Consider the following 20,750-nt stretch of genomic DNA (forward strand, 5'->3'; position numbering starts at 1 on the left):
AACCCCTCGACAATGCCGCTCACGAACACGGTCGATGCGGTTGTCCCGGGGACACACGACATCGCCCGCGCCCATGCGCGGCCAAGCTTGTCGTCATGCGGGTTCACCCCCGTCCGCCCGGCACACCCTGTCCGCGCGAAAGACGACGGCGACGGGCAGGTCTCCTGGCTTGCGGGTCAGCGCCGGTCGGCCGCCTTCTCGGGACCGAAATCCCAATGGCAAGTGGCCGATGGCTCGCCGCGTACAGTTGCAGGGGCAGCCGGGGTTTTCCCGTTCCCTCTTAGTCCCCGTCGCCGGGGAACCTGTCGCTTGCCGCGGCCGTTAGCCCCTTTTTCGGGCCGCGGTCAATTGCTGCGATGCAGCAGGGGGCGATCAGAACAGCCCGGGCAGTTCGCGCTGCGCCGCGCTCGGCCGCTCGGGGGTCAGCATTTCGGGCTCGGCGAGCACGCGCGCGCTCCGGCTCCGCGCCGCCGCCCCCGCGCTGGCGTCGGCGATCCGCGTGGTACAGGCGGTGCCCGACAGGAAGCCGATCGCGGCGCGGATCGATGCCTCGCGCGGGTCGCCGAGCGGGACGGTCAGATCGTCGCTCGCAGCGCAGCTGTTCGTGATTTTCGGAGCGAGGCCGTCATAATAGTCGCCCGCGCCGGCCGAATTGGCCGTCGCAAAGGCGACGACGCGCATGCGGTCGTCGCATTCGGCCTTGTCGAGCGCGATCTGGCCGACCGGCTTGCCATAGGTGTTGCCGCCGACCAGCGTCATATTGGTGCCGAGATAGGGCAGCATCGAATTGATCACGAGTTCGCTCGCCGATGCGGTCGACGCGGTGCCGATAAAGGCGATGCGCGTCGGCGCGATCGACTGGCTTACCGGCGCAAAGCGGTGCTCGTCATTCTCTGCGGATTTGTTCGGACGAAAACGGGTCTGCGAGAAGAGTTGCCCGGCGCGATTTGCGCCCATCAGGTCGCCCATCAGATTGGCCGTCGAAACGAGGCCGCCGCCATTGTAACGGAAATCGATGATGATGTCGGTCACGCCGCGCGCGCCGAAATCGGCGAAGGCCGCCTTCAACTGGTCGTCCGCCGACGAGATGAAGGTGCGCAGGTTCAGATAGCCGTAGCTGCGGCCGCCCTCGTTGATGATCTTTGCGCCATAGCGGTCCGAAACCGGATCGAGCGAATAATCGGCTTTGGCAACGGTGACGTCGCGCGTGCCGGCCGCGTCGGTGATGCGCAGCACGCGGCTGACCCCGGGGTCGTTAGGGCCGAGTGCATTGGTGAGGCCCGCGGTTCCTTCGGCGGCGACGATGCTCGCCACGCTACGCAAATTTCCGCTGTTCGTGCCGATGGCGACGATCGCGGTGCCGCGGTCGATCCCGGCAGCAAAAGCCGGCGCGCCCTCATAGGCTTCCGCGATGAGGATGCGCTGACCCGCCGCATCATAGGTCATGCGGACGCCAAACCCCGCGCTCGACCCACTGGCGTAGAAGGCGTTCTCCTCGGCGATCGAGGTGATGTAGGTAAAGAAACGATCCTTGTTCAGCGCGCGCGCCGGGGCGACGAGCGCGTCGATATAGGATTCGACATTGCTATGGCTCGCCGCGCTGACGTTCGCGACGTCGCTGGGGAACAGATACCATTCGTCGATCACCGCTTTCGCAAAAGCCTGGCGCGACGCCAGCGCGCAAGTGGCGGTCGGGGTCGGGGTCGGGGTAGGGGTTGGCGTTGGGGTGACCGTGACGGCGCCGCCGCTTCCGGGGGTGCTCGAACCACCCCCGCCGCCGCACGATGCCAGCATCAGCGCGGCGAGCGTCACAGCCGCGACCGACTGCCCCGACTTGGCCATCAAAATTCTCCCCCGGATCGACCCATTACACTGTTTATTCCGCGTCCTTGCTCCGGCCCTTGAAGCCTTGGGCGATGACATAGAGCTCGGGCGACCCCTTGCGGCTCGCCGGCGGTTTGGCGTGCTTTACCGTTGTGAAGTGACGTTTTAGTAGAGTCAGCAGCGTGTGATCCGCCCCGCCCGCGAACACCTTGGCCACAAACGCGCCGCCGGGCAGCAGATTCTGCACCGCGAAATCGGCGGCGGTTTCGGCAAGGCCGATCGTGCGCAGATGGTCAGTCTGTTGATGGCCGACGGTGTTCGCCGCCATGTCCGAAATGACGAGGTCGGGGGCGCTGCCGAGCGCCGCGATCAGCGCGCCCGGCGCCGCATCGTCCATGAAATCCATTTCGAGGATTTCGACGCCCTCGATCGGCTCGCAGTGGAGCAGGTCGATCCCCGCGACACGCGCGCGCGGGTTCGCTTTGCGTACGACCTGCGACCAGCCGCCGGGCGTGATGCCAAGGTCGACGACCGCGCGCGATTTCTTGAGGAAGCCGAATTTCTCGTCGAGCTCGATCAGCTTGTATGCGGCGCGCGAGCGATACCCCTCGGCCTGCGCGCGGCGGACATAGGGATCGTTCAATTGCCGCTGCAGCCAGCGCGTCGATGAGACGCTGCGCTTGCGCGCGGTTTTGACGCGGACGTGCAGGCCGCCGCGGCCGCTGCCACCCTTTCCGCCGGCACCGCTCATTTGCGATACTCGCGGCGGGTGACGGGGATGTCGCGGCCCTGCATCGCCAGCGTGCGCAGGATGCCCTCGCGGATGCCGCGGTCGGCGACACCGACACGCACGGCGGGCCACAGGTCGATGATGCTCTCGAGGATCGCGCAGCCCGCGACGACCAGGTCGGCGCGCTCGCGGCCGATGCATGCGATTTCGGCACGATCGGCGATGCTCGCGTCGGCAAGGCGGCGGCTGATGTCGCGCATCGCATCGGATGGGACCACCAGCCCGTCGACCGCGCGCCGGTCGTATCGCGGCAGGTCGAGGAAGACGCTGGCGAGCGTCGTCACGGTGCCGCTGGTGCCGAGCAGGCGCAGCTTCTGACCGGCAAAGCGTTCGGCGCGCCCGGCAAAGGCGGCAAAAGCCTCGCGCGTCACTTCGCGCATATGCGCATAGGCGGCCTGGCGGCCGGCGAGGCTGTCGTCGGGAAGCGGCGCATGTTCGGTCAGCGAGACGACGCCCCACGGCACGCTGATCCAGTCGTGGATCTTGACGTCATGGTCCGACACATCGACGTGCATCAGCTCGGTCGAACCGCCGCCGATGTCAAAGATCAGCGCCGGGCCTTCGCCGGGCTCCATCAGATTGTGGCAGCCGAGCACCGCGAGCCGCGCCTCTTCGGCGGCCGAGATGATGTCGAGGACGATGCCCGTTTCGCGGCGGACACGCTCGGCCAGTTCCTCGCCGTTGCTCGCGCGGCGGCACGCTTCCGTCGCGACCGCGCGCGACAGCGAGACGTGGCGGCGGCGCAGCTTGTCGGCGCAGATCGACAGCGCCGCGACGGTGCGGTCCATCGCCGCGTCGCTGATGCGGCCGCTGCCGTGCAAGCCTTCGCCGAGGCGGACGATGCGCGAAAAAGCGTCGATGACGACGAGCTCGCCATTTTGCGGGCGAGCGATCAAAAGCCGGCAATTGTTGGTGCCAAGGTCGATCGCGGCATAGCTGCGCGGCCGCGTGATCGGCATCGGACGCGATTCGCCACCCGCCTTGTTTCGTCCTTTTACCGCCGGGCCTGGCCGCGGCGGTCGCCCTGATGGCGCTGCCATTTGCCGCATGGCTATTGTAACCTGTTCTGCTCACGCGCCCGCAAGACCGCAGGCGTGCACTTGGCAGCAAACCTAGGCTTTCCCGGCCATTATGGCAAGGCCTCCTCCCCGGCCTGCTGGGCGCAAAGAAAACCCCGCCCGGCGCGGGGCCGGGCGGGGTGGAGGAGGGAAGGAAATTATTGGGGGTCGGGACAGCCCTTAACGGCAGCCGTCATTCCCCTTGTCGATCGCGCGGCCGGCGAGGGCGCCGACAGCGCCGCCGATGATCGTGCCGACCGTGCGGTCGCCGCGGCCGGCGATTTCATGACCGGCAAGGCCGCCTGCAATCGCACCGATCACGGTGCCGCCGGTGCCCTTGTCGCACTGGCGATAGTTGCGGCGGTCACCACGGTAATAGCGGCGATCATTGCGGTAATCGCGGCGGTCGCGGCGATAGTCGCGGCGGTCATAGCGGTCGTAGCGACGATCGTCGCGGTCGTAGCCGCTGTAATAGCTCGAATAGCCGTCGCGGTCATAATAACCGTTCTGCGCCGCGGCGGGAGCCGCCATGCCCAGCGTCGCGGCGGACATCAGGGCGGCGATCGAGAGGGTCACCATCTTTTTCATTGTCGTTCTCCTTCGTCGTCATTGGCCCGACTGGGCTTTGTCGATGAAACAGGTTTTGCCTGATTCGCATTGAGCGAAGCCTGAACATGGTTGTTGGCTGATGTTCAGCTTTCTGCGGCGAACCGCTTCCCTTTCGCGTATCGCCGCCCTAACCCGCGGCGATGCGCCGCTTGCTCTTCGCTGCCCTGATCTTTCTTGCCGTCGGTCCGGTGCCCGGCACCGTCATGCGCTTTCCGAAGGGCGACATGACCGAAGGCGCCGCCGCGCGTCCGCTGGTTTTCGCGCCCGAGGCTTCGGGTGCGATGCGGTTCGTCCGCGGCTGGCATCTCGTCAGCCCGCACAGCCGGTTCGGCGGCTTTTCGGCGCTCGCGCGGATGGGGCCGGACCGGTTTCAGCTGATCGGCGACAATGGTTATGGAGTGCGCCTGACGCTCGATGCGCGCGGTTCGGTTTCGGATGTCCGGATTCGCGCGCTGCCGACGCCCGACGGCCGGCCGCAACGCAAATCCATGGTCGATGCCGAGGCGATGTTTGTCGCCCCCGAAAGCGGCAAGAGCTGGATCGCGCTCGAGGGGATCAACGAAATCTGGCGACTCGATGCCGGTCTTTCGGCAATCGAGTCGCGACGCAAGCTGCCCGAACCAGCGCGCTGGCCCAGGAATCGCGGGCCTGAGGCGATGACGCGGCTGCCGGACGGCCGGACGGTGGTCTTTCTGGAAGACGCCAACGACGATCCGCGCGGGCGCGAGGGGTTGATCTACACCGGCGATCCGGCCGCGCCCGGTCCCGCGCCGATTCGCTTCTTTTATGATTCGGCGGGGCGCGGGCTGGTCAGCGATGCCGCTGCGCTGCCCGACGGTCGCATCCTGATCGTGCACCGACGGCTCGGTTTCGACCCCGTTTTCACGACGATCGTCGCTGTCGTCGACCCCGCGGACATAAAGAAGGACGCTGTCGTGCGATCACGGACGATCGGCCGCGTCCCGGCGGCGCTCGCCGAAAATTATGAAGGCGCGGCGATTTCGGTCGAGCAGGGACGGACCTGGTTGTGGCTCGTTGCCGACAATAATTTCAATGTCTGGCAACGCAGTCTGCTGCTGCAATTTGAACTAGTGGGCCTGCCGCCGAAAAAGAGGCCGGACAGCAAAAAGGCCGCGCGGTGATCCGGCGGCCTGATTGCTTTTAGCGATTCGAAAGCGCTTAAGCGGCCTTTTCGGCCAGCTTCTTCGCGACTTCCTTCTTCACCTTGCGCGCCGAAGTCGACAGCTGGTCGTCGCCGGCCTTCAGCAGCCAGTTGTCGAGACCGCCATTATGCTCGACCGTGCGCAGGCCGTGGGTCGACACGCGCAGCTTGACACCCTTGCCGAGCGCGTCCGACAGCAACGTCACATTCTGCAGGTTGGGCAGGAAAGTGCGCTTGGTCTTGTTGTTGGCGTGGCTCACATTGTGGCCAACCTGGCGGCCCTTGCCGGTCAGTTCGCAGATGCGCGACATGGTCTTCGTCCTCGTCAAAAAATTTCAGGTCGGCGTCCGGGCACTTCCCGCAAAACGGGGAATACAGAACCGGAGTGAGCCGGGAAAGGCGCGCGCTTATCGGCTTGCAGGAGATTCGTCAAGCGCATAGGCCGCTTTTATGGCCCAGTTTCCGCTTCCCGAACCGATGCGCCGCGCGCTCGATCTCGCCCGCATCGCCGCGGAATGGGGCGAAGTGCCCGTCGGCGCGGTGATCGTCAAGGACGGTGCGATTATCGCCGAGGGCCATAACCGCCCGCGCGAATCGCACGATCCTACCGCGCATGCCGAAATCGTCGCGATTCGCGCCGCGGCGGCCAAGCTCGGTAACGAGCGGCTCGATGGCTGCGACCTTTATGTGACGCTCGAGCCCTGCGCGATGTGCGCCGGCGCGATCGCCCACGCTCGAATCGCGCGCCTCTATTATGGCGCCGACGATCCGAAGGGCGGCGCGGTCGTCCACGGCCCGCGCACCTTCGCGCAGCCGACGATCCACCACCGGCCCGAGATTTACGACGGCATCGGCGAAGATGAAGCGGCGGCGCTGCTCAGAGATTTCTTCGTGGCGCGGCGGTAGAAACCTACCGTCGCCCCTGCGAAGGCAGGGGCCGCGAGAGATTCAGCGCTATGCCCACGGCGGCCCCTGCCTTCGCAGGGGCGACGTTATTCCTTCAACATCTCCGCCACCCACTCGGGCACCAGCCGCGTCGCCGGACCCTGCCGCGCCTCGTTGAACCAGTAGCTGCCCTGGCTCGGCTCCATATTGAGCTCGAGCGTCCGCGCGCCCGATGCGCGCGCCTCGCGCACGAAGCCCGCGGCGGGATAGACCGCGCCCGACGTGCCGATCGAAACAAACAGGTCGGCGCGGTTCAGGGCGTGGTAAATGTCCTCCATCCGGTACGGCATCTCGCCGAACCAGACGATGTCGGGGCGCAGGGTGCCGACGATGCCGCACGCGCTGCACGCTGGCCGGTCGAGCAACGGCCCCGTCCACGGCACTCGCGCGTCGCATGCGGTACACCAGGCATTGAGATGCTCGCCGTGCATATGGATCAGCCGTTTCGCGCCCGCCCGCTCGTGCAGGTCGTCGACATTCTGCGTGACGATCAGCAGTTCGCCCGGCCATACGGCGTCGAGCCGCGCGAGCGCTTCGTGCGCGGCGTTCGGCGCCTTGGTCTGGATCGCCTCGCGCCGCATATCGTAGAAGCGCAGGACAAGGTCGGGATCGCGCGCAAAGGCTTCGGGGGTCGCGACATCCTCGACGCGATGCTGTTCCCAGAGGCCGCCGCTGTCGCGAAAGGTGTCGATGCCGCTTTCGGCCGAAACGCCGGCGCCGGTCAGGATGACGATATTCTGGATGTCACGCATGACTCCTCTTCTATCCGCTCGCATCGAGCGAAGTCGAGATGCCCATCGGCATTGCGTCATTTTGATGGGTGTCTCGACTTCGCTCGACACGAGCGGCTAAAGGGAGCGGCAATTTAGGGGACGGCATATGACCAGCATCGGTATTATCGGCAGCGAAGGTCGGATGGGCGTCGCGCTCGCCGCTGCGATCTCCGAAGCGGGGCAGCGCAGTTGTGGCGTCGACCGGGGCGGCAATGTTCTGAGGCTCGCCAGCGACGCCGACGTTCTTGTCGATTTCTCGTCGCCCGCGGCGCTCGAGGCGACGCTCGACGCTTGCGTTGCGGCGAAAACGCCGATCGTCATCGGGACGACGGGGCTCGAGGAACGCCATCATTATCTGATCGACGATGCCGCAAAGGATATCGCGGTGCTTCAGACCGGCAACACCTCGCTCGGCGTCACGCTGCTCGCGCATCTGGTGCGCGAGGCCGCGACGCGGCTCGGCGCCGACTGGGATATCGAGGTGGTCGAGATGCACCACCGGATGAAGGTCGACGCACCGAGCGGCACCGCGCTGCTGCTCGGGCAGGCGGCGGCGCAAGGGCGCGGGATCAACCTCGACACCTGCTCCGAACGCGGCCGCGACGGGCTTACGGGCGCGCGCGGTCATGGCAAGATCGGCTTCGCGTCCTTGCGCGGCGGGACGGTTGCGGGCGACCATGACGTGATCTTCGCGGGGCCGGAGGAGATGATCACCCTCTCGCACCGCGCCGAAAACCGCATGATCTTCGCGCGCGGCGCGGTGCGCGCGGCGCTGTGGCTGCTCCAGCAGAAGCCCGACCGCTACACGATGCCGCAGGTGCTCGGGCTTAACTGATCCGATGAAAAAGGCCGATATCTTCGAATTCTACCGGAGGCTCGCGGAACTCAACCCGAGCCCCGAGACCGAGCTGGAGTTCGGCAACACCTATCAGCTGCTCGTCGCGGTTGTGCTGTCGGCGCAGGCGACCGACGTCGGGGTGAACAAGGCGACGCGGAAGCTGTTCCAGGAGGTGACGACGCCGCAGCAAATGATCGACCTTGGCGAAGAGGGGCTGAAGCAGCACATCAAGACGATCGGGCTGTTCAACGGCAAGGCGAAGAATGTCATCGCGCTCAGCGAAATCCTCGTCCGCGAGTTTCACGGCGAGGTGCCTGCCGACCGCGACACGCTCGTCGAACTGCCCGGGGTGGGGCGCAAGACCGCCAATGTCGTGATGAACTGCGCCTTCGGCGCCGAAACCTTCGCGGTCGACACGCATATCTTCCGCGTCGGCAATCGCACCGGGCTCGCACCCGGCAAGACCGTGCTCGCGGTCGAAAAACAGCTCGAAAAGAATACGCCCGCACCGTTCCGCGTCGGCGCGCATCACTGGCTGATCCTCCACGGCCGCTATATCTGCAAGGCGCGCACCCCTGAGTGCTGGCGCTGCCCGGTCGTCGACCTCTGCCGCTACAAGCCGAAGACGCCGGCACCGAAGGCGAAGAAGGCGGCATAGGAATCGTCGTCCCGGCGAAAGCTGGGACCGCTGCCGCCCGGCCACCACGATAGCGATCCCAGCTTGCGCTGGGATGACAGCTGGTTAGGGTCCGTTTCCATGCGCAACCTTACCGCTCCGCTCGCCCTCGCCGCCGCCTTGCTCGCCGCCGCGCCCGTCCACGCCAAGCCCGCCGATACCGAGGCGGCGAAAAAGATACTGAAGGACAGCGTTGCGATTCCGACGGTCGAGGGGCGTGGGCAGGTACCGAAGCTGGCCGCCTATTATGCGAGCGTGCTGAAAGCCGCGGGCTATGCCGACAGCGATATCGAGATCACGCCGATCGGCGAAACCGCGACCTTCGCCGCGACGCTGCACGGTACGACGAAGCAAAAGCCGATCGTGCTGCTGGGCCATATGGACGTCGTCGAGGCCGATCCCAAGGACTGGACGCGCGACCCCTTCGTGCCGGTCGAGGAAGAGGGCTATATTTTCGGGCGCGGGTCGGAGGACAATAAGTTCGACGTCTCGATGATGGTCGCGACGATGGCGCAGCTCAAGAAGGACGGCTTCAAGCCGAAGCGATCGATCATCCTGCTGCTCTCGGGCGACGAGGAAACCTCGATGACCACGACGCGCGCGCTCGCAGCGAAGTATAAGGGTGCCGAATTCGCGCTCAACGGCGACGGCGGTGGCGGAACGATCGGCGAGGACGGCAAACCCAAATATTATGGGCTGCAGGCGGGCGAGAAGACATATGCCGACTTCACACTCGAAGTCACCAACCCGGGCGGCCACAGCTCGCGCCCGTCGGGCAGCAATGCGATCGTCCAGCTGTCGACCGCGCTCGCCAAGGTGGGCGCCTATCGCTTCACGCCGCAGCAGAACGAGCTGACCAAGGTCGGCATGCCGATCGTCGCCGACCAGGTCGGCGGCGATATCGGCGCGGCGCTGAAAGCCTTTGCCGCGAACCCGTCGGACGCGAAAGCCATTGCTGCGATCCGCGCCGACCCCGAATATATCGGCCAGATCGGCACCACCTGCGTGCCGACGCTGGTCAAGGGCGGGCATGCCGAGAATGCGCTGCCCCAGCGTGCGACCGCGAACATCAACTGCCGCATCTTCCCCGGCGTGCCGGTCGAAACGGTGCGCGCCGAGCTCGAAAAGGCGATCGCCGATCCGGCGATCAAGGTGAAGACCGATCCCGACGCGAGCGCGAGCGATGCCTCGCCGCTGCGCCCCGACGTCGTCGCGGCGGTGACGAAGGCGGTGCATGCGCGCGCTCCGGGCCTGCCGATCATCCCGTCGATGAGCGCGGGCGCGACCGACAGCTATCATTTCCGCATCCAGGGCGTGCCGAGCTACGGCGTCGCGGGTCTCTTCTCGAAAGCGAGCGACAGCTACGCGCACGGCCTCAACGAGCGCGTGCCCGTCGATGCGATCGCGCCGGCGCTCGCCCATTGGGACAGTTTGCTGCGAGACCTGTCGAAATAAGGGTCAGACGAGCGCGAAGACCGCGCGCTCGACCATCGCGACTGCCGCCTCGGCGCCGAAACTTTCGGCGTCGAGCGACAGCTCGAGCCACAGCCCGTCGACCATCGCGGTCAGCATGATCGCCAGCCGCTCGGCATCGGCCGCGCCGCACGCGACCAATAATTCGCCGAGCCGGGCGCGATAGCCGGCGTAACTTTCCGCGTGGATCGCCGCCATGCGCGCGTCGCTGCGTGCGAGCGCCCAAAAGGCGGTCCATGCGCCGAGCAGTTCGGGATCGGTCACCGGCGGACGGAAGCTGGCGGTGAGGTAAGCGGTCAGCCGCGCGCGCGGATCGCTGCCCGCCTGCACCATCGCGGCGGCGAAAATCGCGTCCATGCGGTCGCTCGTCGCTTGATAGGTCGCCGCGACCAGATCGTCGATGCCGCCGAAATAGTGGCGCAGCAGCCCCGGCGACACACCCGCCTTCGCGCAGATCGCGCGGACGTTGGTTCCCGCCAGCCCATGCTCGGCAAGGCACGCCGCGGTCGCCTCGATCAGGTCGGCGCGGCGTGCATCGGCGCTCTCGCGCGTAAAGGCTTGGCGAACGGCGGTCATATTGTTATACATATGTACAACAAGGAACGAGATATGGCAACTGCACCCCTTCGCGATTCGAATATCGACCCGCTCGACGGCTGGTCGCTGCCCGCCTGGACCTATAGCGATCCTGATTTCTATGCCGCTGAAATGGAACGGATCTTCCGTCCGAGCTGGCAGGTCGTCTGCCACGATAGCGACATCCCGAACGTCGGCGACTGGCACAGCATCGACTATTGCGGCGAGAGCGTGATTCTGGTGCGCGGCACCGACCGCAATGTACGCGCCTTCACCAATGTCTGCCGCCATCGTGGCTCGCGCCTTGTCGACGGCGCGGTGGGTTGCGCGAAGAAGCTCGTCTGTCCCTATCACGCGTGGACGTACGAACTCGATGGCCGGCTGACTGGGGTGCCCGATTCGGCGAGCTATCCGACGCTCGACAAGGGCAAGGCGGGGCTCGTCCCCGTCGGACTCGAACAATGGCGCGGCTTCTGGTTCGTGCGGCTCGAGGATGACGGCGGCCCGTCGGTTGCGTCGATGATGGCGCCTTACGAGGCGCAGGTCGCCCCGTATCGCTTCGAGGAGCTCGGCGCGCTCGGCCGCGTCACGCTTCGCCCGCGCGAGGTGAACTGGAAGAATGTCGGCGACAATTATTCGGACGGGCTCCACATTTCCGTCGCGCACCCCGGCCTCACGCGCCTGTTCGGCAAAAGCTATGGCGTCGAGGCCGAGGATAATGTCGACCGCATGTGGGGCGATTTGATCGATCGGCCGTCGGTGAACTGGTCCGAGCGCATGTACCAGCGGCTGTTGCCGCCGGTGCCGCACCTTCCGCAAGCGAACCAGCGCCACTGGCTCTATTTCAAGCTCTGGCCCAATGTCGCCTTCGACATCTATCCCGACCAGGTCGATTTCATGCAGTGGCTGCCGACCGGCCCGACGACCTGCCTGATCCGCGAAATCTCCTATGTCCTCCCCGATGAGCGCCGCGAGATGAAGGCCGCACGCTATCTGAACTGGCGCATCAACCGGCAGGTCAATGCCGAGGACACCGAGCTGATCACGCGCGTTCAGCAGGGGATGGCGTCGAAGAGCTTCACCATGGGTCCGCTCAGCGACAAGGAAGTGTGCCTCAAGCATTTCTGTTCGCGGATGCGCGACCTGATCCCCGAAGCGCGGCACGAGCATGCCCCGCCGCCGGGGTGGAGCCGCTAGTCACAACGCACGGGAGGAGGGGAGTATGAGCGATCCAGTCATCATCGTCGGCGGCGGCCCCGCGGGCATGGTCGCGGGCCTGTTGCTTGCGCGCGCCGGGGTTCCCGTCACTATCCTCGAAAAACACGCCGATTTCCTCCGCGATTTCCGCGGCGACACCGTGCATCCCTCGACGCTCGAACTGTTTCACGAGATCGGTCTGCTCGAAGAGTTGCTCAAGGAACCGCACGCTGCCATCGATACGATGACGCTCAACCTGCTCGGCGGGCGCTATACGATCGCGACGATGAAGCATCTGCCCGTCGCGGCGCGCTTCGTGGCGATGATGCCGCAATGGGATCTGCTCGATTTTATCGCGGGGAAGGGCCGGAAATATCCGACCTTCGATCTGCGCATGTCGACCGAGGCGACTGGGCTCACCTGTGACGCAAACGGCCGCGTCAGCGGCGTGACGCTGGCGAGTGGCGCGACCCTGCCCGCGCGGCTCGTTATCGCCGCCGACGGGCGTCGTTCGGTGCTGCGCGATGCCGCCGAACTGCCGCTCGAAGATCTCGGCGCGCCGATGGACGTGCTGTGGTTCCGCATCCCCGTTCCTGCGGGCATGGACATGTCCGAAGTCGCGCTCGGCACGATCGACAAGGGCGGCATGGTGGTCGCCATCCCGCGCGGCGACTATTGGCAATGCGCGCAGATCATCGAAAAGGGCGCCTTCGCGCCGATCGAAGCGCGCGGGATCGCGGCCTTTCGCGACAAGATCGTTGCAATCGCTCCCGGTCTCGCCGCCGGGATCGACGCGATCCAGAGCTTCGACGACGTGAAACTGCTCACGGTTGCGCTCGATCGTCTCACGCGCTGGTCGCGCCCCGGCCTGCTCGCAATCGGCGACGCCGCGCACGCGATGTCGCCCGTCGGCGGCGTCGGGATCAACCTCGCGGTGCAGGATGCCGTTGCGACCGCGAATATCCTCGCCGCGCCGCTTGCGGCTGGCGCCGATCCCGACCCGCTGCTTGCGAAGGTGCAGGACCGCCGCTGGAAACCGACGACGCGGATGCAGGGGCTCCAGCGTTTCGCGCATCAGAATATCATCGAACCGATGCTGCGCGGCGAAATCACGCGCGTCCCGCTCGCCGTCCGATTGCTGGACCGTTTCCCGCTGCTCCGCCGCATCCCGGGCCGAATCCTCGGCCTCGGCTTCGGCCGCCAGCATGTCCAATCCCCGCTTGCGAAAGAGTTTCAATGACCAAAGCCTATGACGCCCTGATTATCGGCGCCGGCCACAACGGCCTCGTCTGCGCCTTCTATCTCGCCAAGGCGGGGCTGAAGGTGCGCATCGTCGAGGCGCGCGACGTCGTCGGCGGCGCCGCGGTGACCGAGGAGTTCGCGCCGGGGTTCCGCAATTCGGTCGCGAGCTACACGGTCAGCCTGCTTCAGCCCAAGGTCATCGCCGACATGAAGCTGGCCGATCACGGCTATCGCGTGATCGAGCGGCCGATCAGCAATTTCCTGCCGCAGGAAGATGGCGGCTATCTAAAGCTCGGCGGCGGGCTCGAACGTACGCAAAAGGAATTTGCGCGCTTCTCGGCGCATGACGCCGCGCGCCTCCCCGAATATTATGACATGCTCGAGGGCGTGGCCGATGTGCTGCGCGACCTCGCATTGAAATCGCCGCCAAATGTCGGCGACGGCTTCAAGACGTTGCTCGACGCGGCGCGGCAGGGGCGCGGCCTCACCAAACTCAGCCTGTCGCAGCAGCGCGACGTGCTCGAACTCTTCACCAAGTCGGCGCGCACCTTCCTCGACAGCTGGTTCGAAAGCGAAGCCGTCAAGGCGGCTTTCGGTTTCGATGCGGTCGTCGGCAACTACGCCAGCCCCGATACGCCGGGCAGCGCCTATGTGCTCCTCCATCATGTTTTCGGCGAGGTGAACGGCAAGAAGGGCGCGTGGGGCCACAGCGTCGGCGGCATGGGCGCGATTACCCAGATGATGGCGAAGGTGTGCACCCAGCTCGGCGTCGAGATCAGCCTCGAAGCGCCCGTCGCGCGCGTATTGGTCGATGGAAACAAGGCCGTCGGGGTCAAGCTGGTCAGCGGCGAGGAGATCGTGGCTGCGCGCGTGATTGCCAATGTCGGGCCCAAGCTGCTTTACGAACGGATGTTCGACGAGGGCGATATCGCGCCCGAGTTCCGCCGCCGGATCAAGGCGTTCAAGGCGGGCAGCGGCACCTTCCGCATGAATGTCGCGCTCAGCGAACTGCCGCGCTTCACCTGTCTGCCCGAACCGGGCGAGCATCACCAGTCGGGGATCATTCTCGCCCCGACGCTCGACTATATGGACCGCGCCTTCCTCGACGCGAAGCAGTACGGCTGGTCGAAGAAACCGATCGTCGAAATGCTCATCCCGTCGACCGTCGACGACAGCCTCGCGCCGCCGGGCCAGCATGTCGCCAGCCTCTTCTGCCAGCAATTCGCCCCCGAACTTCCAGACGGACGCGACTGGGACGCCGAGGAGGGGAAGGCCGCCGATACGATCATCGACACGGTCGAGGCTTATGCCCCCGGCTTCCGCGCCTCGATCGTCGGGCGCCAGATCCTCAGCCCCAAGGGGCTCGAACGCAAGTTCGGGCTGGTCGGCGGCGACATCATGCACGGCAATATGAGCCTCGACCAGCTATGGTCGGCGCGCCCGGTGCTCGGCAACGGCGCCTATCGCGGGCCGGTGAAGGGTCTTTATATGTGCGGCGCGGGCACGCATCCCGGCGGCGGGGTCACCGGCGCGCCGGGGCATAATGCGGCGCAGGTGATCCTACGCGACCGGGGTTTCTTCGCTCCCCGATGGCGTTGAGGCTGGCGCCGATCCGCGCGTCCACCAATAGAGCGGCAGCCCCGCGACCATCAGGATCAGGCTCATCGCGCTGACGTTCAGCCCGGCGCCCCACAGCGTCCAGACCGAATAGGCGAGGCCGATCAGGGCGACCGGTATCGCCACGCGCAGGCGCAGCGCGGCGGCGGCGCAGGAGAGGTAGAGCCAGAGCGTCACCGAGGTCGACAAGATGGCCATGAAGGTGAACATCTCCGCGGTCGATTTGTTGCTGTTCAGCACGACGCACGCGGTCGCGAGGCCGCTCGCGATCAGCAGCGCGGCAACGGGCGTGCCGTGGCGGTTGGTGCGCGCGAACCATGCGGGAAACAGCCCCTGGCGCGCGAGCGTTGCCGGCAGTTCGGCCTGGATCAGTGTGAAGCCGTTCAATGCCCCGATCGCGCTGATCGCGGCAAAGGCGGCGATGAACAGCGCCGGACCGTGCCCCCAATAGGTTTCGGCGAACAGGGCGAACGGCGCGTCGGACGTCGCGACCTTGTCCGCCGGCAGCATCAGCGCGACCGCCGAACAGACGATCAGGTAGAGGATGCCCGTCGCCAGCGTGCCGATGATCGTCGCGCGCGGGATGGTGACGACCGGATCCTTGACCTTGTCGGTCGCGACGCTCGCCGATTCAAAACCAAGCAGCGCCCACAAAGTGAGGATCGCCGAACCGCTGACCGCGGTCAGCGACAATCCCTCGGCCGGGAAGGGTGTCGTGACGACGGGGGTCTCGCTGCCGAATGCGATCGGTATCAGGACGATTACGGTCAGCAGCGGGATCAGCTTAATAAGCAGGGTCACGATCTGGAAACGCCCCGCCGCGCGCGCGCCGCGCCAGTTGATCGCGGTGACGATCCAGATCAGCGCGAGCGTCGAGAGCGCCATATGGTCGCCGAGCGCTGGCGCAAAGAGGCTGAGAAAGCTGACCGCGGCGACCGCGAGCGTCACATTGGCGGTCCACACCGACACCCAATAGGCCCAGCCGATCATGAAGCTGGGAATGCGCCCGAAGGCGAGCTGGACAAAGGCGGTCGGCCCGCTCGCGCGCGGAAAGGCGACGGTCAGCCGCGCCAAAACCACCGCGAGCGCAAGCGCGCCGGCGATCGTGATGACCCACCCTGCGACGCCGTTCCACCCGAACGGGGCAAGGCTGGCGGGGAGGAGGAACACCCCCGATCCGATCATATTGCCCATGACGAGCGCGACGCACATTGCAAGGCCGAGCTTTTGGGCGGGCCTGATGCCTGCGGTCATCTCTTCTGCCATGCGAAGCCGGTTCCCATCCTCTATCCCCGATCGCGATCGCCCCGGGTGCCGATACCGTCCGATCGGGGTCTGTTCGTCCATCCCCCGCGTGGGGGATAGAGCCGAGGGGCGGCGCGATGCGCGTTGCGCGTTTGCGCCGTCCCCTCAATGGGCCGCTCAGAAGTCCTTGCTCACCTTGATGCCGATCAGGCGTGGGCGGATGACATTGTCATAGAAGACCCCGCCGCCCGGGGTCAGGCCATCGCCGTCGCCGCACACCGTCTCGCCGCACTGGACCGCGCTGTTGATCACGCCGCGGCTGTCGAACAGGTTCGTTGCGAACAGTTCGGCATCCCAGCCCTCGCCCTTCACCCCGATGCTGAAATCGGCGGTCGTATAGGCTTTGAAATTGCCGACGATGTCATTTTCAAGCGTGCGAAGGTCGGACCGCCTTTTGCCGATATGGTTGACCGCGAACTGGACGTGGCCATCGAGGCCGCTGATCGGGAATTCATAGCGCGCGACGGCATTGCCCTTGAACTTCGCGGTGACCGGAAGGCGCGATCCCGACGGCGCGAGCAGGCTGTTGTCCGTTGTCGTGCAATCGAAATCGGCATTGGCGATGGCGCAGAAATCGCGGCGGATCGTCGCGTCGTTATAGCTGGCGCCCATCCCGAGCGAGAAGCCGCCCGAACGATAGCTGACGTCGGCTTCGACCCCGCGGATCCGCGCGATGCCGGCGTTGCGCACTTCGCTCAGCCCGTTGGCGCCGAGGAAGGACAGCTGGATATTTTTCCAATCCTGCTGATACACCGCGCCGTTGAACCGAACCGGACCGAAACTGGTCTTCCATCCGAGCTCGTAATTGTCGAGCGTGTCCGAACCATAGGGCGGCAGCGAGCCGCGCCGGTTGATGCCGCCGGGACGGAAACCGCGCGACCAGGTCGCATACATCATCACATCGTCGGTGAACTTGTACGTCAGGTTCAACTTGTGGATGAAGTCGGTCTTCTTGGTTCGCTTGTCGAGGTTGGTGCAGGGCGAGCCATCGACGACGGCCGGACCCTGGCACGCATAGACCGGATTGCTGCTGTACCCCGGGTTGCTGTAGCCGAAGAAGCCGACGAGGCTGTTGTCGAACTTGTACAGGCGGCCGCCGCCGGTCAGCGTCAATTTGTCGGTGATATCGAAGCTGAGCTCGCCGAACGCGGCATAGTCGCGGTCGACGCGCAGCTGTTTGGTCAGCCAGATATTGTCGACGGTGCCGGGGACCTGCAGATCGTCGGACAGGTTGTCGATGATATAATGCTGCTCGATATTGTGCGACTGGCGCTGATAGAACAGCCCGCCGATGAAGCGGATGCGCGCGTCGGCGGGCGAGGCGACGCGGATTTCGCCGAAGTTGCGGCGATAGCGGTCGATGCCCTGAATATACTGGTTCGGGCTGATCTGGTCCCCGGCATTGTCGTAAAGATAGACCGCCGATCCAAAGAGCGCGTCGTAGAAATAGGCATAATCCGAATAGTCGCTGTCGGTCAGCGTCTTGCGGCGCAGATGCCCGCCGGTGACGGTCAGGTCCCAATTGCCGATCTTGCCCTCGATCGTCAGCGCGGCCTGGATCCATTTATCGTCGCTGCGTTCGGGGTTGTACTGCACCGTCTGCAGGCTGCGCGTTACCGCCGACGAGCGTTCCTGCGCGAAGCTGCCATTCGCTTTCTGGATCTGGCCCATCAGCGTCGGGCGGATCGTCCAGTCGTCGTCGAGTTCGATGCCGAGCGCGAGGCGCGCGCCATAGGTGTCGACGGTGTTATAGTCCTTTTCGACCAGATCGGCGTTGTTCTGCGTGATGTCGTCGCCGGGAAGGTTGATGACCGTGTCATTCTCGCCGTCGCCATCGGTGTCAGTGTTCTGGCTGATCGGATAGACACGCGTCCCCGCGATATTGTCGATATAGCCCGCGTCGTGGCGATACCAGCCGACGAGGCGCAGCGCCGCGCGATCGCTGATCCGGGCGTTGATGAAGCCCTCGGCAACGCCGCCGATGCCGCCGCGCGTCACGCTGTTGAGTTCGAGGCCCACCGAGCCATAGGTGCCGCTGGTGTCGGGCTTGTTGGTGACCAGCTTGATTGTGCCCGCCATCGAGCTTGCGCCATAGAGCGTGCCCTGCGGCCCCGCGAGCGCCTCGACGCGCGCAAGATCATAGGCGTGGATGTCGAGCGCGCCCTGGATGGTCGTGATCGGCATTTCGTCGAGATACGTGCCGACAGTCGGCAGCGAGGTCGAGTGATTGGCGTTCTCGCCCGACGCGACGCCGCGGAAATAGACCTGGCTGAACCCCGGCGCGAGCGTCTGGATCGTCACCGATGGCAGGAATTTGACGACGTCCTGGAATTCCTTGACCTGCAGCTCGTCGAGCCGCTCGGTCCCGATCGCGGTGATCGCGAGCGGCACATCCTGCAGATTTTCTTCGCGCTTCGACGCGGTGACGACGATGTCGCGATCGTCGTCGGTGTTGTTTTGCTGGGCCAGCGCCGTTCCCGATGTGCACAGGATCGTGCTGCCGAGCAGGAGCGCGCCGCTTTTGGTCAATACTGCCGATAGTTTCCGCATGGAATCCCCCTCACATGACAGCCATATGACGGAGCATGACGCACCGCGGCGCAAGCGCAAGCATTGTTGGCAGAGTGCCGTGGTCGTTGGTCGAAAATGTCGTCGGCTGTTGCCGAAAGGCAACGTTTTGTCGCGTAGAGCCTAGCCGAAATCGGCGGGAATAGCGGGATAGGCGCCCAGCACGGGGCCGAGCGCCTGCTTCAGCGGATCGAGCCATTTTTCATAAGGTTGCCATTGCCCGACGCCATCGCGATTGATCGGTTTGCGCACCTGTTCGCTCGACGCCGTGCGCACCGCGCGCGCATTGGAGTGGAACGCCATGCAGGCGGCTTCGAAGGGCTGGTCCAGAAAGGCGAGCATGGCGCGAACCTCGGTTTCGGGGGCATCGAGCAGCGCCTCGTGGATCACGCGGTGGACGCGGCCGGGCTGGACCGCGTCGATATGCGCCATCAGCCGCACATAATCGCGGTAATAGCCGCCGACGTCGGCGAGGCCGTAACTGAACGCCTGCCCCTTCGCATAATGCTGGCGGAAGTTCGAAAAACAGCAGTCGAGCGGATGCCGCCGCGCGTCGATGATCTTCGCATTCGGCAGGATCAGCCGGATGAAGGCGGTGTAGAGCCAGTTGTTCGGCAGCTTGTCGATATAGAAGGGCTTGTCGGTCTTGCGCTGCACCGCGGTGCGCTGGAGGAAGGCGGCGCCCAGCTCAGCGAGCCGTTCGCGCGGCGTCTCGGCCAGCGCCTCTATCCAGCGGCGGCCGTCGTCATACGCCTCGCGGCCGAGGCCGAGCGCGAGCGCGGGGATGTCGGGCAGTTCCATCGTGCCTTCGATCGCCGAATGGCAGCTGAGGATCTGTTCGATCAGCGTCGATCCGGCGCGCGGCATGCCGAGGATGAAGATCGGATCGGGCGCGGGGTCGCCCGCGCCGGCGCGCGAAGCGAAGAATTCGGGGGTGCAGGCGGCGATGATCGCGTCGACCGCCGCGCTCGTTTCGGCGGCGCGATAGCCGAGCTGGCCCGACCGGATCGCGTTGCCCGCGGCATAATGGCGAAACGCGGACCCATGTTCGGCGGCATCGTCATACGCCTTGCCGAGCGCGAAATGCAGGTGCAGCCGGTCGTCGGCGCGCGCCTCGGCGGTGGGTTCGGCCGCAACAAGCGCCGCTTCCATCGCGGCGCGGTCATCTGCACCGAAGCGGATCGTCTTGAGGTTGGCGAGGCTCCACCAGATTTCGCCGAGCCCCGGATCGGCGGCAAGCGCGCGGCGATAGGCGGCGATGCTGTCGTCCTGCCGCCCCACGGTCTTGAGCATATGACCATAGCTCATCCACAGCTTGGCATGATCGGGGAAACGGCGCGTCAGCTCTTCGTAAAGCGCGAGCGCCTCGTCATAGCCGCCGATGCGGCCAAGCGCTGCGGCGCGCAAATTCGCGTGCGCGGGGTTGTCGGGATCGTCGCCGAGCACCGCATCGAGCGTCTCGGCGGCGTCGGCGAAGCGGTTCTGCTTGTAATAGACGGTCGCGAGATTGGCGCGCGCGGCGCCGAAACCCGGCGCAAGCTGCAGCGCGCGCGACAGCAATTTTTCGGCGTCCTCATAACGTCCGATCCGGCCCGCCACCTCGGCGAGCATGCGGATCGCCGCGACATCGGTCGCATCTTCGCGGAGCCGCTGGCGCAGCGCCCCCTCGGCATCGGGCAGCCGGTCCTCGGCGAGTGCGAGCGCGGCGTCGACCATCGCTTCATCGTGGATCGTTACGCCGACGGCGGCGAGCGACGCCGCCTGCGCTTCGGTTTCGCGGTCCAGCGCGCGCAACGCATGCGCGGCAAGCCGGTGCGCCGCCGCCGATGTCGGGACCGCCTCGATGATCGCCTGCGCCTGCGCCAGCGCGGCGCCGGGCTCGCCGCTCAGCAGGCGGCGGGCGTTGGCGAGCGCTTCATCGTGCGAGACGGTCGCGGTCATCGCGAAAATTTCGTCATTCCCGCGAAGGCGGGAATCCCGCTCTGCGGCCGGGCACCCTTCACCGAAGCTCGATTGCGAAACGACAGGAAGAAGCGGGATTCCCGCCTGCGCGGGAATGACGAGGAGGGAAATTCCGGCACCTTGTCGATCATTTCC

Annotated in this window: 19 protein-coding genes and 1 riboswitch; of the genes, 8 read left to right on the forward strand and 11 right to left on the reverse strand. The window is 65.8% G+C overall.

The window, feature by feature from the left end:
* Positions 1 to 136 precede the first annotated feature (136 nt).
* A riboswitch (cobalamin riboswitch) is annotated at positions 137 to 321 on the reverse strand.
* A gap of 51 nt (positions 322 to 372) precedes the next feature.
* The 4 genes from J2X38_RS01745 to J2X38_RS01760 form a co-directional block, all read right to left on the reverse strand.
* A complete protein-coding gene (locus J2X38_RS01745) occupies positions 373 to 1,842 on the reverse strand; it encodes a S41 family peptidase (protein WP_310250620.1) in 1,470 nt (489 codons plus the stop codon).
* A gap of 34 nt (positions 1,843 to 1,876) precedes the next feature.
* Positions 1,877 to 2,575 carry an RlmE family RNA methyltransferase gene (locus J2X38_RS01750; RefSeq protein ID WP_310250623.1) on the reverse strand — a complete coding sequence of 233 codons (699 nt, stop codon included), beginning with the start codon at positions 2,573 to 2,575 and terminating at the stop codon, positions 1,877 to 1,879.
* Positions 2,572 to 3,663, reverse strand: coding sequence for a Ppx/GppA phosphatase family protein (locus tag J2X38_RS01755; RefSeq protein ID WP_058538667.1), 1,092 nt, complete (start codon positions 3,661 to 3,663; stop codon positions 2,572 to 2,574). Before J2X38_RS01755 ends, J2X38_RS01750 begins: the two co-directional genes overlap by 4 nt.
* A 189-nt stretch (positions 3,664 to 3,852) precedes the next feature.
* Positions 3,853 to 4,260: a glycine zipper 2TM domain-containing protein gene (locus J2X38_RS01760; protein ID WP_058538668.1), complete on the reverse strand. Its 408-nt coding sequence runs from the start codon at positions 4,258 to 4,260 to the stop codon at positions 3,853 to 3,855.
* 161 nt (positions 4,261 to 4,421) lie between these two features.
* Here J2X38_RS01760 and J2X38_RS01765 point away from each other — a divergent pair, with 161 nt between their 5' ends.
* Positions 4,422 to 5,423, forward strand: coding sequence for an esterase-like activity of phytase family protein (locus J2X38_RS01765; protein ID WP_310250629.1), 1,002 nt, complete (start codon positions 4,422 to 4,424; stop codon positions 5,421 to 5,423).
* A gap of 37 nt (positions 5,424 to 5,460) precedes the next feature.
* Here the strand turns inward: J2X38_RS01765 and rpmB are convergent, their stop codons facing one another.
* Positions 5,461 to 5,754 (reverse strand): 50S ribosomal protein L28, encoded by a 294-nt coding sequence (gene rpmB, locus J2X38_RS01770; RefSeq protein WP_037517097.1) that lies wholly within the window; start codon positions 5,752 to 5,754, stop codon positions 5,461 to 5,463.
* A gap of 139 nt (positions 5,755 to 5,893) precedes the next feature.
* On the opposite strand from rpmB, the gene tadA reads away from it, so the two are divergent.
* Complete coding sequence (tadA, locus tag J2X38_RS01775) at positions 5,894 to 6,349, forward strand: tRNA adenosine(34) deaminase TadA (protein ID WP_058538670.1); 456 nt, start codon at positions 5,894 to 5,896, stop codon at positions 6,347 to 6,349.
* 86 nt (positions 6,350 to 6,435) lie between these two features.
* On the opposite strand, the gene J2X38_RS01780 is transcribed toward tadA, so the two are convergent.
* Positions 6,436 to 7,140: an NAD-dependent deacylase gene (locus J2X38_RS01780; protein ID WP_310250635.1), complete on the reverse strand. Its 705-nt coding sequence runs from the start codon at positions 7,138 to 7,140 to the stop codon at positions 6,436 to 6,438.
* A gap of 127 nt (positions 7,141 to 7,267) precedes the next feature.
* Between J2X38_RS01780 and dapB the strand changes: the two genes are divergently transcribed.
* From dapB to J2X38_RS01795, 3 genes are all read left to right on the forward strand, one after another.
* Entirely contained in the window at positions 7,268 to 7,996 is a 729-nt protein-coding gene (gene dapB / locus J2X38_RS01785; protein ID WP_058538672.1) for a 4-hydroxy-tetrahydrodipicolinate reductase, read from the forward strand.
* A gap of 4 nt (positions 7,997 to 8,000) precedes the next feature.
* On the forward strand, positions 8,001 to 8,657 hold the full coding sequence (gene nth / locus J2X38_RS01790; RefSeq protein ID WP_310250638.1) for an endonuclease III: 657 nt from the start codon (positions 8,001 to 8,003) through the stop codon (positions 8,655 to 8,657).
* Between the two features lie 99 nt (positions 8,658 to 8,756).
* Entirely contained in the window at positions 8,757 to 10,130 is a 1,374-nt protein-coding gene (locus J2X38_RS01795) for a M20/M25/M40 family metallo-hydrolase (protein WP_310250642.1), read from the forward strand.
* Positions 10,131 to 10,133: 3 nt separating this feature from the next.
* Here J2X38_RS01795 and J2X38_RS01800 read toward each other — a convergent pair whose 3' ends face one another.
* Positions 10,134 to 10,724 (reverse strand): TetR family transcriptional regulator C-terminal domain-containing protein, encoded by a 591-nt coding sequence (locus J2X38_RS01800; RefSeq protein ID WP_310250645.1) that lies wholly within the window; start codon positions 10,722 to 10,724, stop codon positions 10,134 to 10,136.
* Positions 10,725 to 10,757: 33 nt separating this feature from the next.
* On the opposite strand from J2X38_RS01800, the gene J2X38_RS01805 reads away from it, so the two are divergent.
* Genes J2X38_RS01805 through J2X38_RS01815 form a run of 3 tightly spaced genes read left to right on the forward strand, consistent with a single transcriptional unit; the run spans position 10,758 to position 14,762 of the window.
* Positions 10,758 to 11,921: an aromatic ring-hydroxylating dioxygenase subunit alpha gene (locus J2X38_RS01805; RefSeq protein WP_310250648.1), complete on the forward strand. Its 1,164-nt coding sequence runs from the start codon at positions 10,758 to 10,760 to the stop codon at positions 11,919 to 11,921.
* 25 nt (positions 11,922 to 11,946) lie between these two features.
* Positions 11,947 to 13,161 carry an FAD-dependent oxidoreductase gene (locus J2X38_RS01810; RefSeq protein WP_310250651.1) on the forward strand — a complete coding sequence of 405 codons (1,215 nt, stop codon included), beginning with the start codon at positions 11,947 to 11,949 and terminating at the stop codon, positions 13,159 to 13,161.
* Positions 13,158 to 14,762: an NAD(P)/FAD-dependent oxidoreductase gene (locus J2X38_RS01815; RefSeq protein WP_058538677.1), complete on the forward strand. Its 1,605-nt coding sequence runs from the start codon at positions 13,158 to 13,160 to the stop codon at positions 14,760 to 14,762. The genes J2X38_RS01810 and J2X38_RS01815 overlap by 4 nt, the downstream gene beginning before the upstream one ends.
* Here the strand turns inward: J2X38_RS01815 and J2X38_RS01820 are convergent.
* From J2X38_RS01820 to J2X38_RS01835, 4 genes are all read right to left on the reverse strand, one after another.
* Positions 14,724 to 16,034, reverse strand: coding sequence for an amino acid permease (locus tag J2X38_RS01820; protein ID WP_310250654.1), 1,311 nt, complete (start codon positions 16,032 to 16,034; stop codon positions 14,724 to 14,726). The two genes, J2X38_RS01815 and J2X38_RS01820, sit on opposite strands and share 39 nt — an antisense overlap.
* 168 nt (positions 16,035 to 16,202) lie before the next feature.
* Positions 16,203 to 18,635, reverse strand: a complete 2,433-nt coding sequence (locus J2X38_RS01825; RefSeq protein ID WP_310250657.1) for a TonB-dependent receptor domain-containing protein — start codon at positions 18,633 to 18,635, stop codon at positions 16,203 to 16,205.
* 141 nt (positions 18,636 to 18,776) lie between these two features.
* Positions 18,777 to 20,594: a sulfotransferase gene (locus J2X38_RS01830; RefSeq protein ID WP_310250660.1), complete on the reverse strand. Its 1,818-nt coding sequence runs from the start codon at positions 20,592 to 20,594 to the stop codon at positions 18,777 to 18,779.
* Positions 20,591 to 20,746, reverse strand: coding sequence for a hypothetical protein (locus tag J2X38_RS01835; RefSeq protein ID WP_156419744.1), 156 nt, complete (start codon positions 20,744 to 20,746; stop codon positions 20,591 to 20,593). Before J2X38_RS01835 ends, J2X38_RS01830 begins: the two co-directional genes overlap by 4 nt.
* Between the last annotated feature and the right edge of the window lie 4 nt (positions 20,747 to 20,750).

It is taken from the genome of Sphingopyxis sp. BE235, assembly GCF_031457175.1.
In the GTDB taxonomy this organism is placed as follows: domain Bacteria; phylum Pseudomonadota; class Alphaproteobacteria; order Sphingomonadales; family Sphingomonadaceae; genus Sphingopyxis.

Bases quoted from the DNA above. Each gene is read 5' to 3' on its own strand.
- rpmB (WP_037517097.1), bottom strand. From the start codon at position 5,754: ATGTCGCGCATCTGCGAACTGACCGGCAAGGGCCGCCAGGTTGGCCAC.
- J2X38_RS01755 (WP_058538667.1), bottom strand. From the start codon at position 3,663: ATGCGGCAAATGGCAGCGCCATCAGGGCGACCGCCGCGGCCAGGCCCG.
- J2X38_RS01780 (WP_310250635.1), bottom strand. From the start codon at position 7,140: ATGCGTGACATCCAGAATATCGTCATCCTGACCGGCGCCGGCGTTTCG.
- tadA (WP_058538670.1), top strand. From the start codon at position 5,894: ATGGCCCAGTTTCCGCTTCCCGAACCGATGCGCCGCGCGCTCGATCTC.
- J2X38_RS01805 (WP_310250648.1), top strand. From the start codon at position 10,758: ATGGCAACTGCACCCCTTCGCGATTCGAATATCGACCCGCTCGACGGC.
- J2X38_RS01750 (WP_310250623.1), bottom strand. From the start codon at position 2,575: ATGAGCGGTGCCGGCGGAAAGGGTGGCAGCGGCCGCGGCGGCCTGCAC.
- J2X38_RS01835 (WP_156419744.1), bottom strand. From the start codon at position 20,746: ATGATCGACAAGGTGCCGGAATTTCCCTCCTCGTCATTCCCGCGCAGG.
- J2X38_RS01815 (WP_058538677.1), top strand. From the start codon at position 13,158: ATGACCAAAGCCTATGACGCCCTGATTATCGGCGCCGGCCACAACGGC.
- J2X38_RS01830 (WP_310250660.1), bottom strand. From the start codon at position 20,594: ATGACCGCGACCGTCTCGCACGATGAAGCGCTCGCCAACGCCCGCCGC.
- dapB (WP_058538672.1), top strand. From the start codon at position 7,268: ATGACCAGCATCGGTATTATCGGCAGCGAAGGTCGGATGGGCGTCGCG.
- nth (WP_310250638.1), top strand. From the start codon at position 8,001: ATGAAAAAGGCCGATATCTTCGAATTCTACCGGAGGCTCGCGGAACTC.
- J2X38_RS01760 (WP_058538668.1), bottom strand. From the start codon at position 4,260: ATGAAAAAGATGGTGACCCTCTCGATCGCCGCCCTGATGTCCGCCGCG.
- J2X38_RS01800 (WP_310250645.1), bottom strand. From the start codon at position 10,724: ATGACCGCCGTTCGCCAAGCCTTTACGCGCGAGAGCGCCGATGCACGC.
- J2X38_RS01810 (WP_310250651.1), top strand. From the start codon at position 11,947: ATGAGCGATCCAGTCATCATCGTCGGCGGCGGCCCCGCGGGCATGGTC.
- J2X38_RS01820 (WP_310250654.1), bottom strand. From the start codon at position 16,034: ATGACCGCAGGCATCAGGCCCGCCCAAAAGCTCGGCCTTGCAATGTGC.
- J2X38_RS01765 (WP_310250629.1), top strand. From the start codon at position 4,422: ATGCGCCGCTTGCTCTTCGCTGCCCTGATCTTTCTTGCCGTCGGTCCG.
- J2X38_RS01745 (WP_310250620.1), bottom strand. From the start codon at position 1,842: ATGGCCAAGTCGGGGCAGTCGGTCGCGGCTGTGACGCTCGCCGCGCTG.
- J2X38_RS01795 (WP_310250642.1), top strand. From the start codon at position 8,757: ATGCGCAACCTTACCGCTCCGCTCGCCCTCGCCGCCGCCTTGCTCGCC.
- J2X38_RS01825 (WP_310250657.1), bottom strand. From the start codon at position 18,635: ATGCGGAAACTATCGGCAGTATTGACCAAAAGCGGCGCGCTCCTGCTC.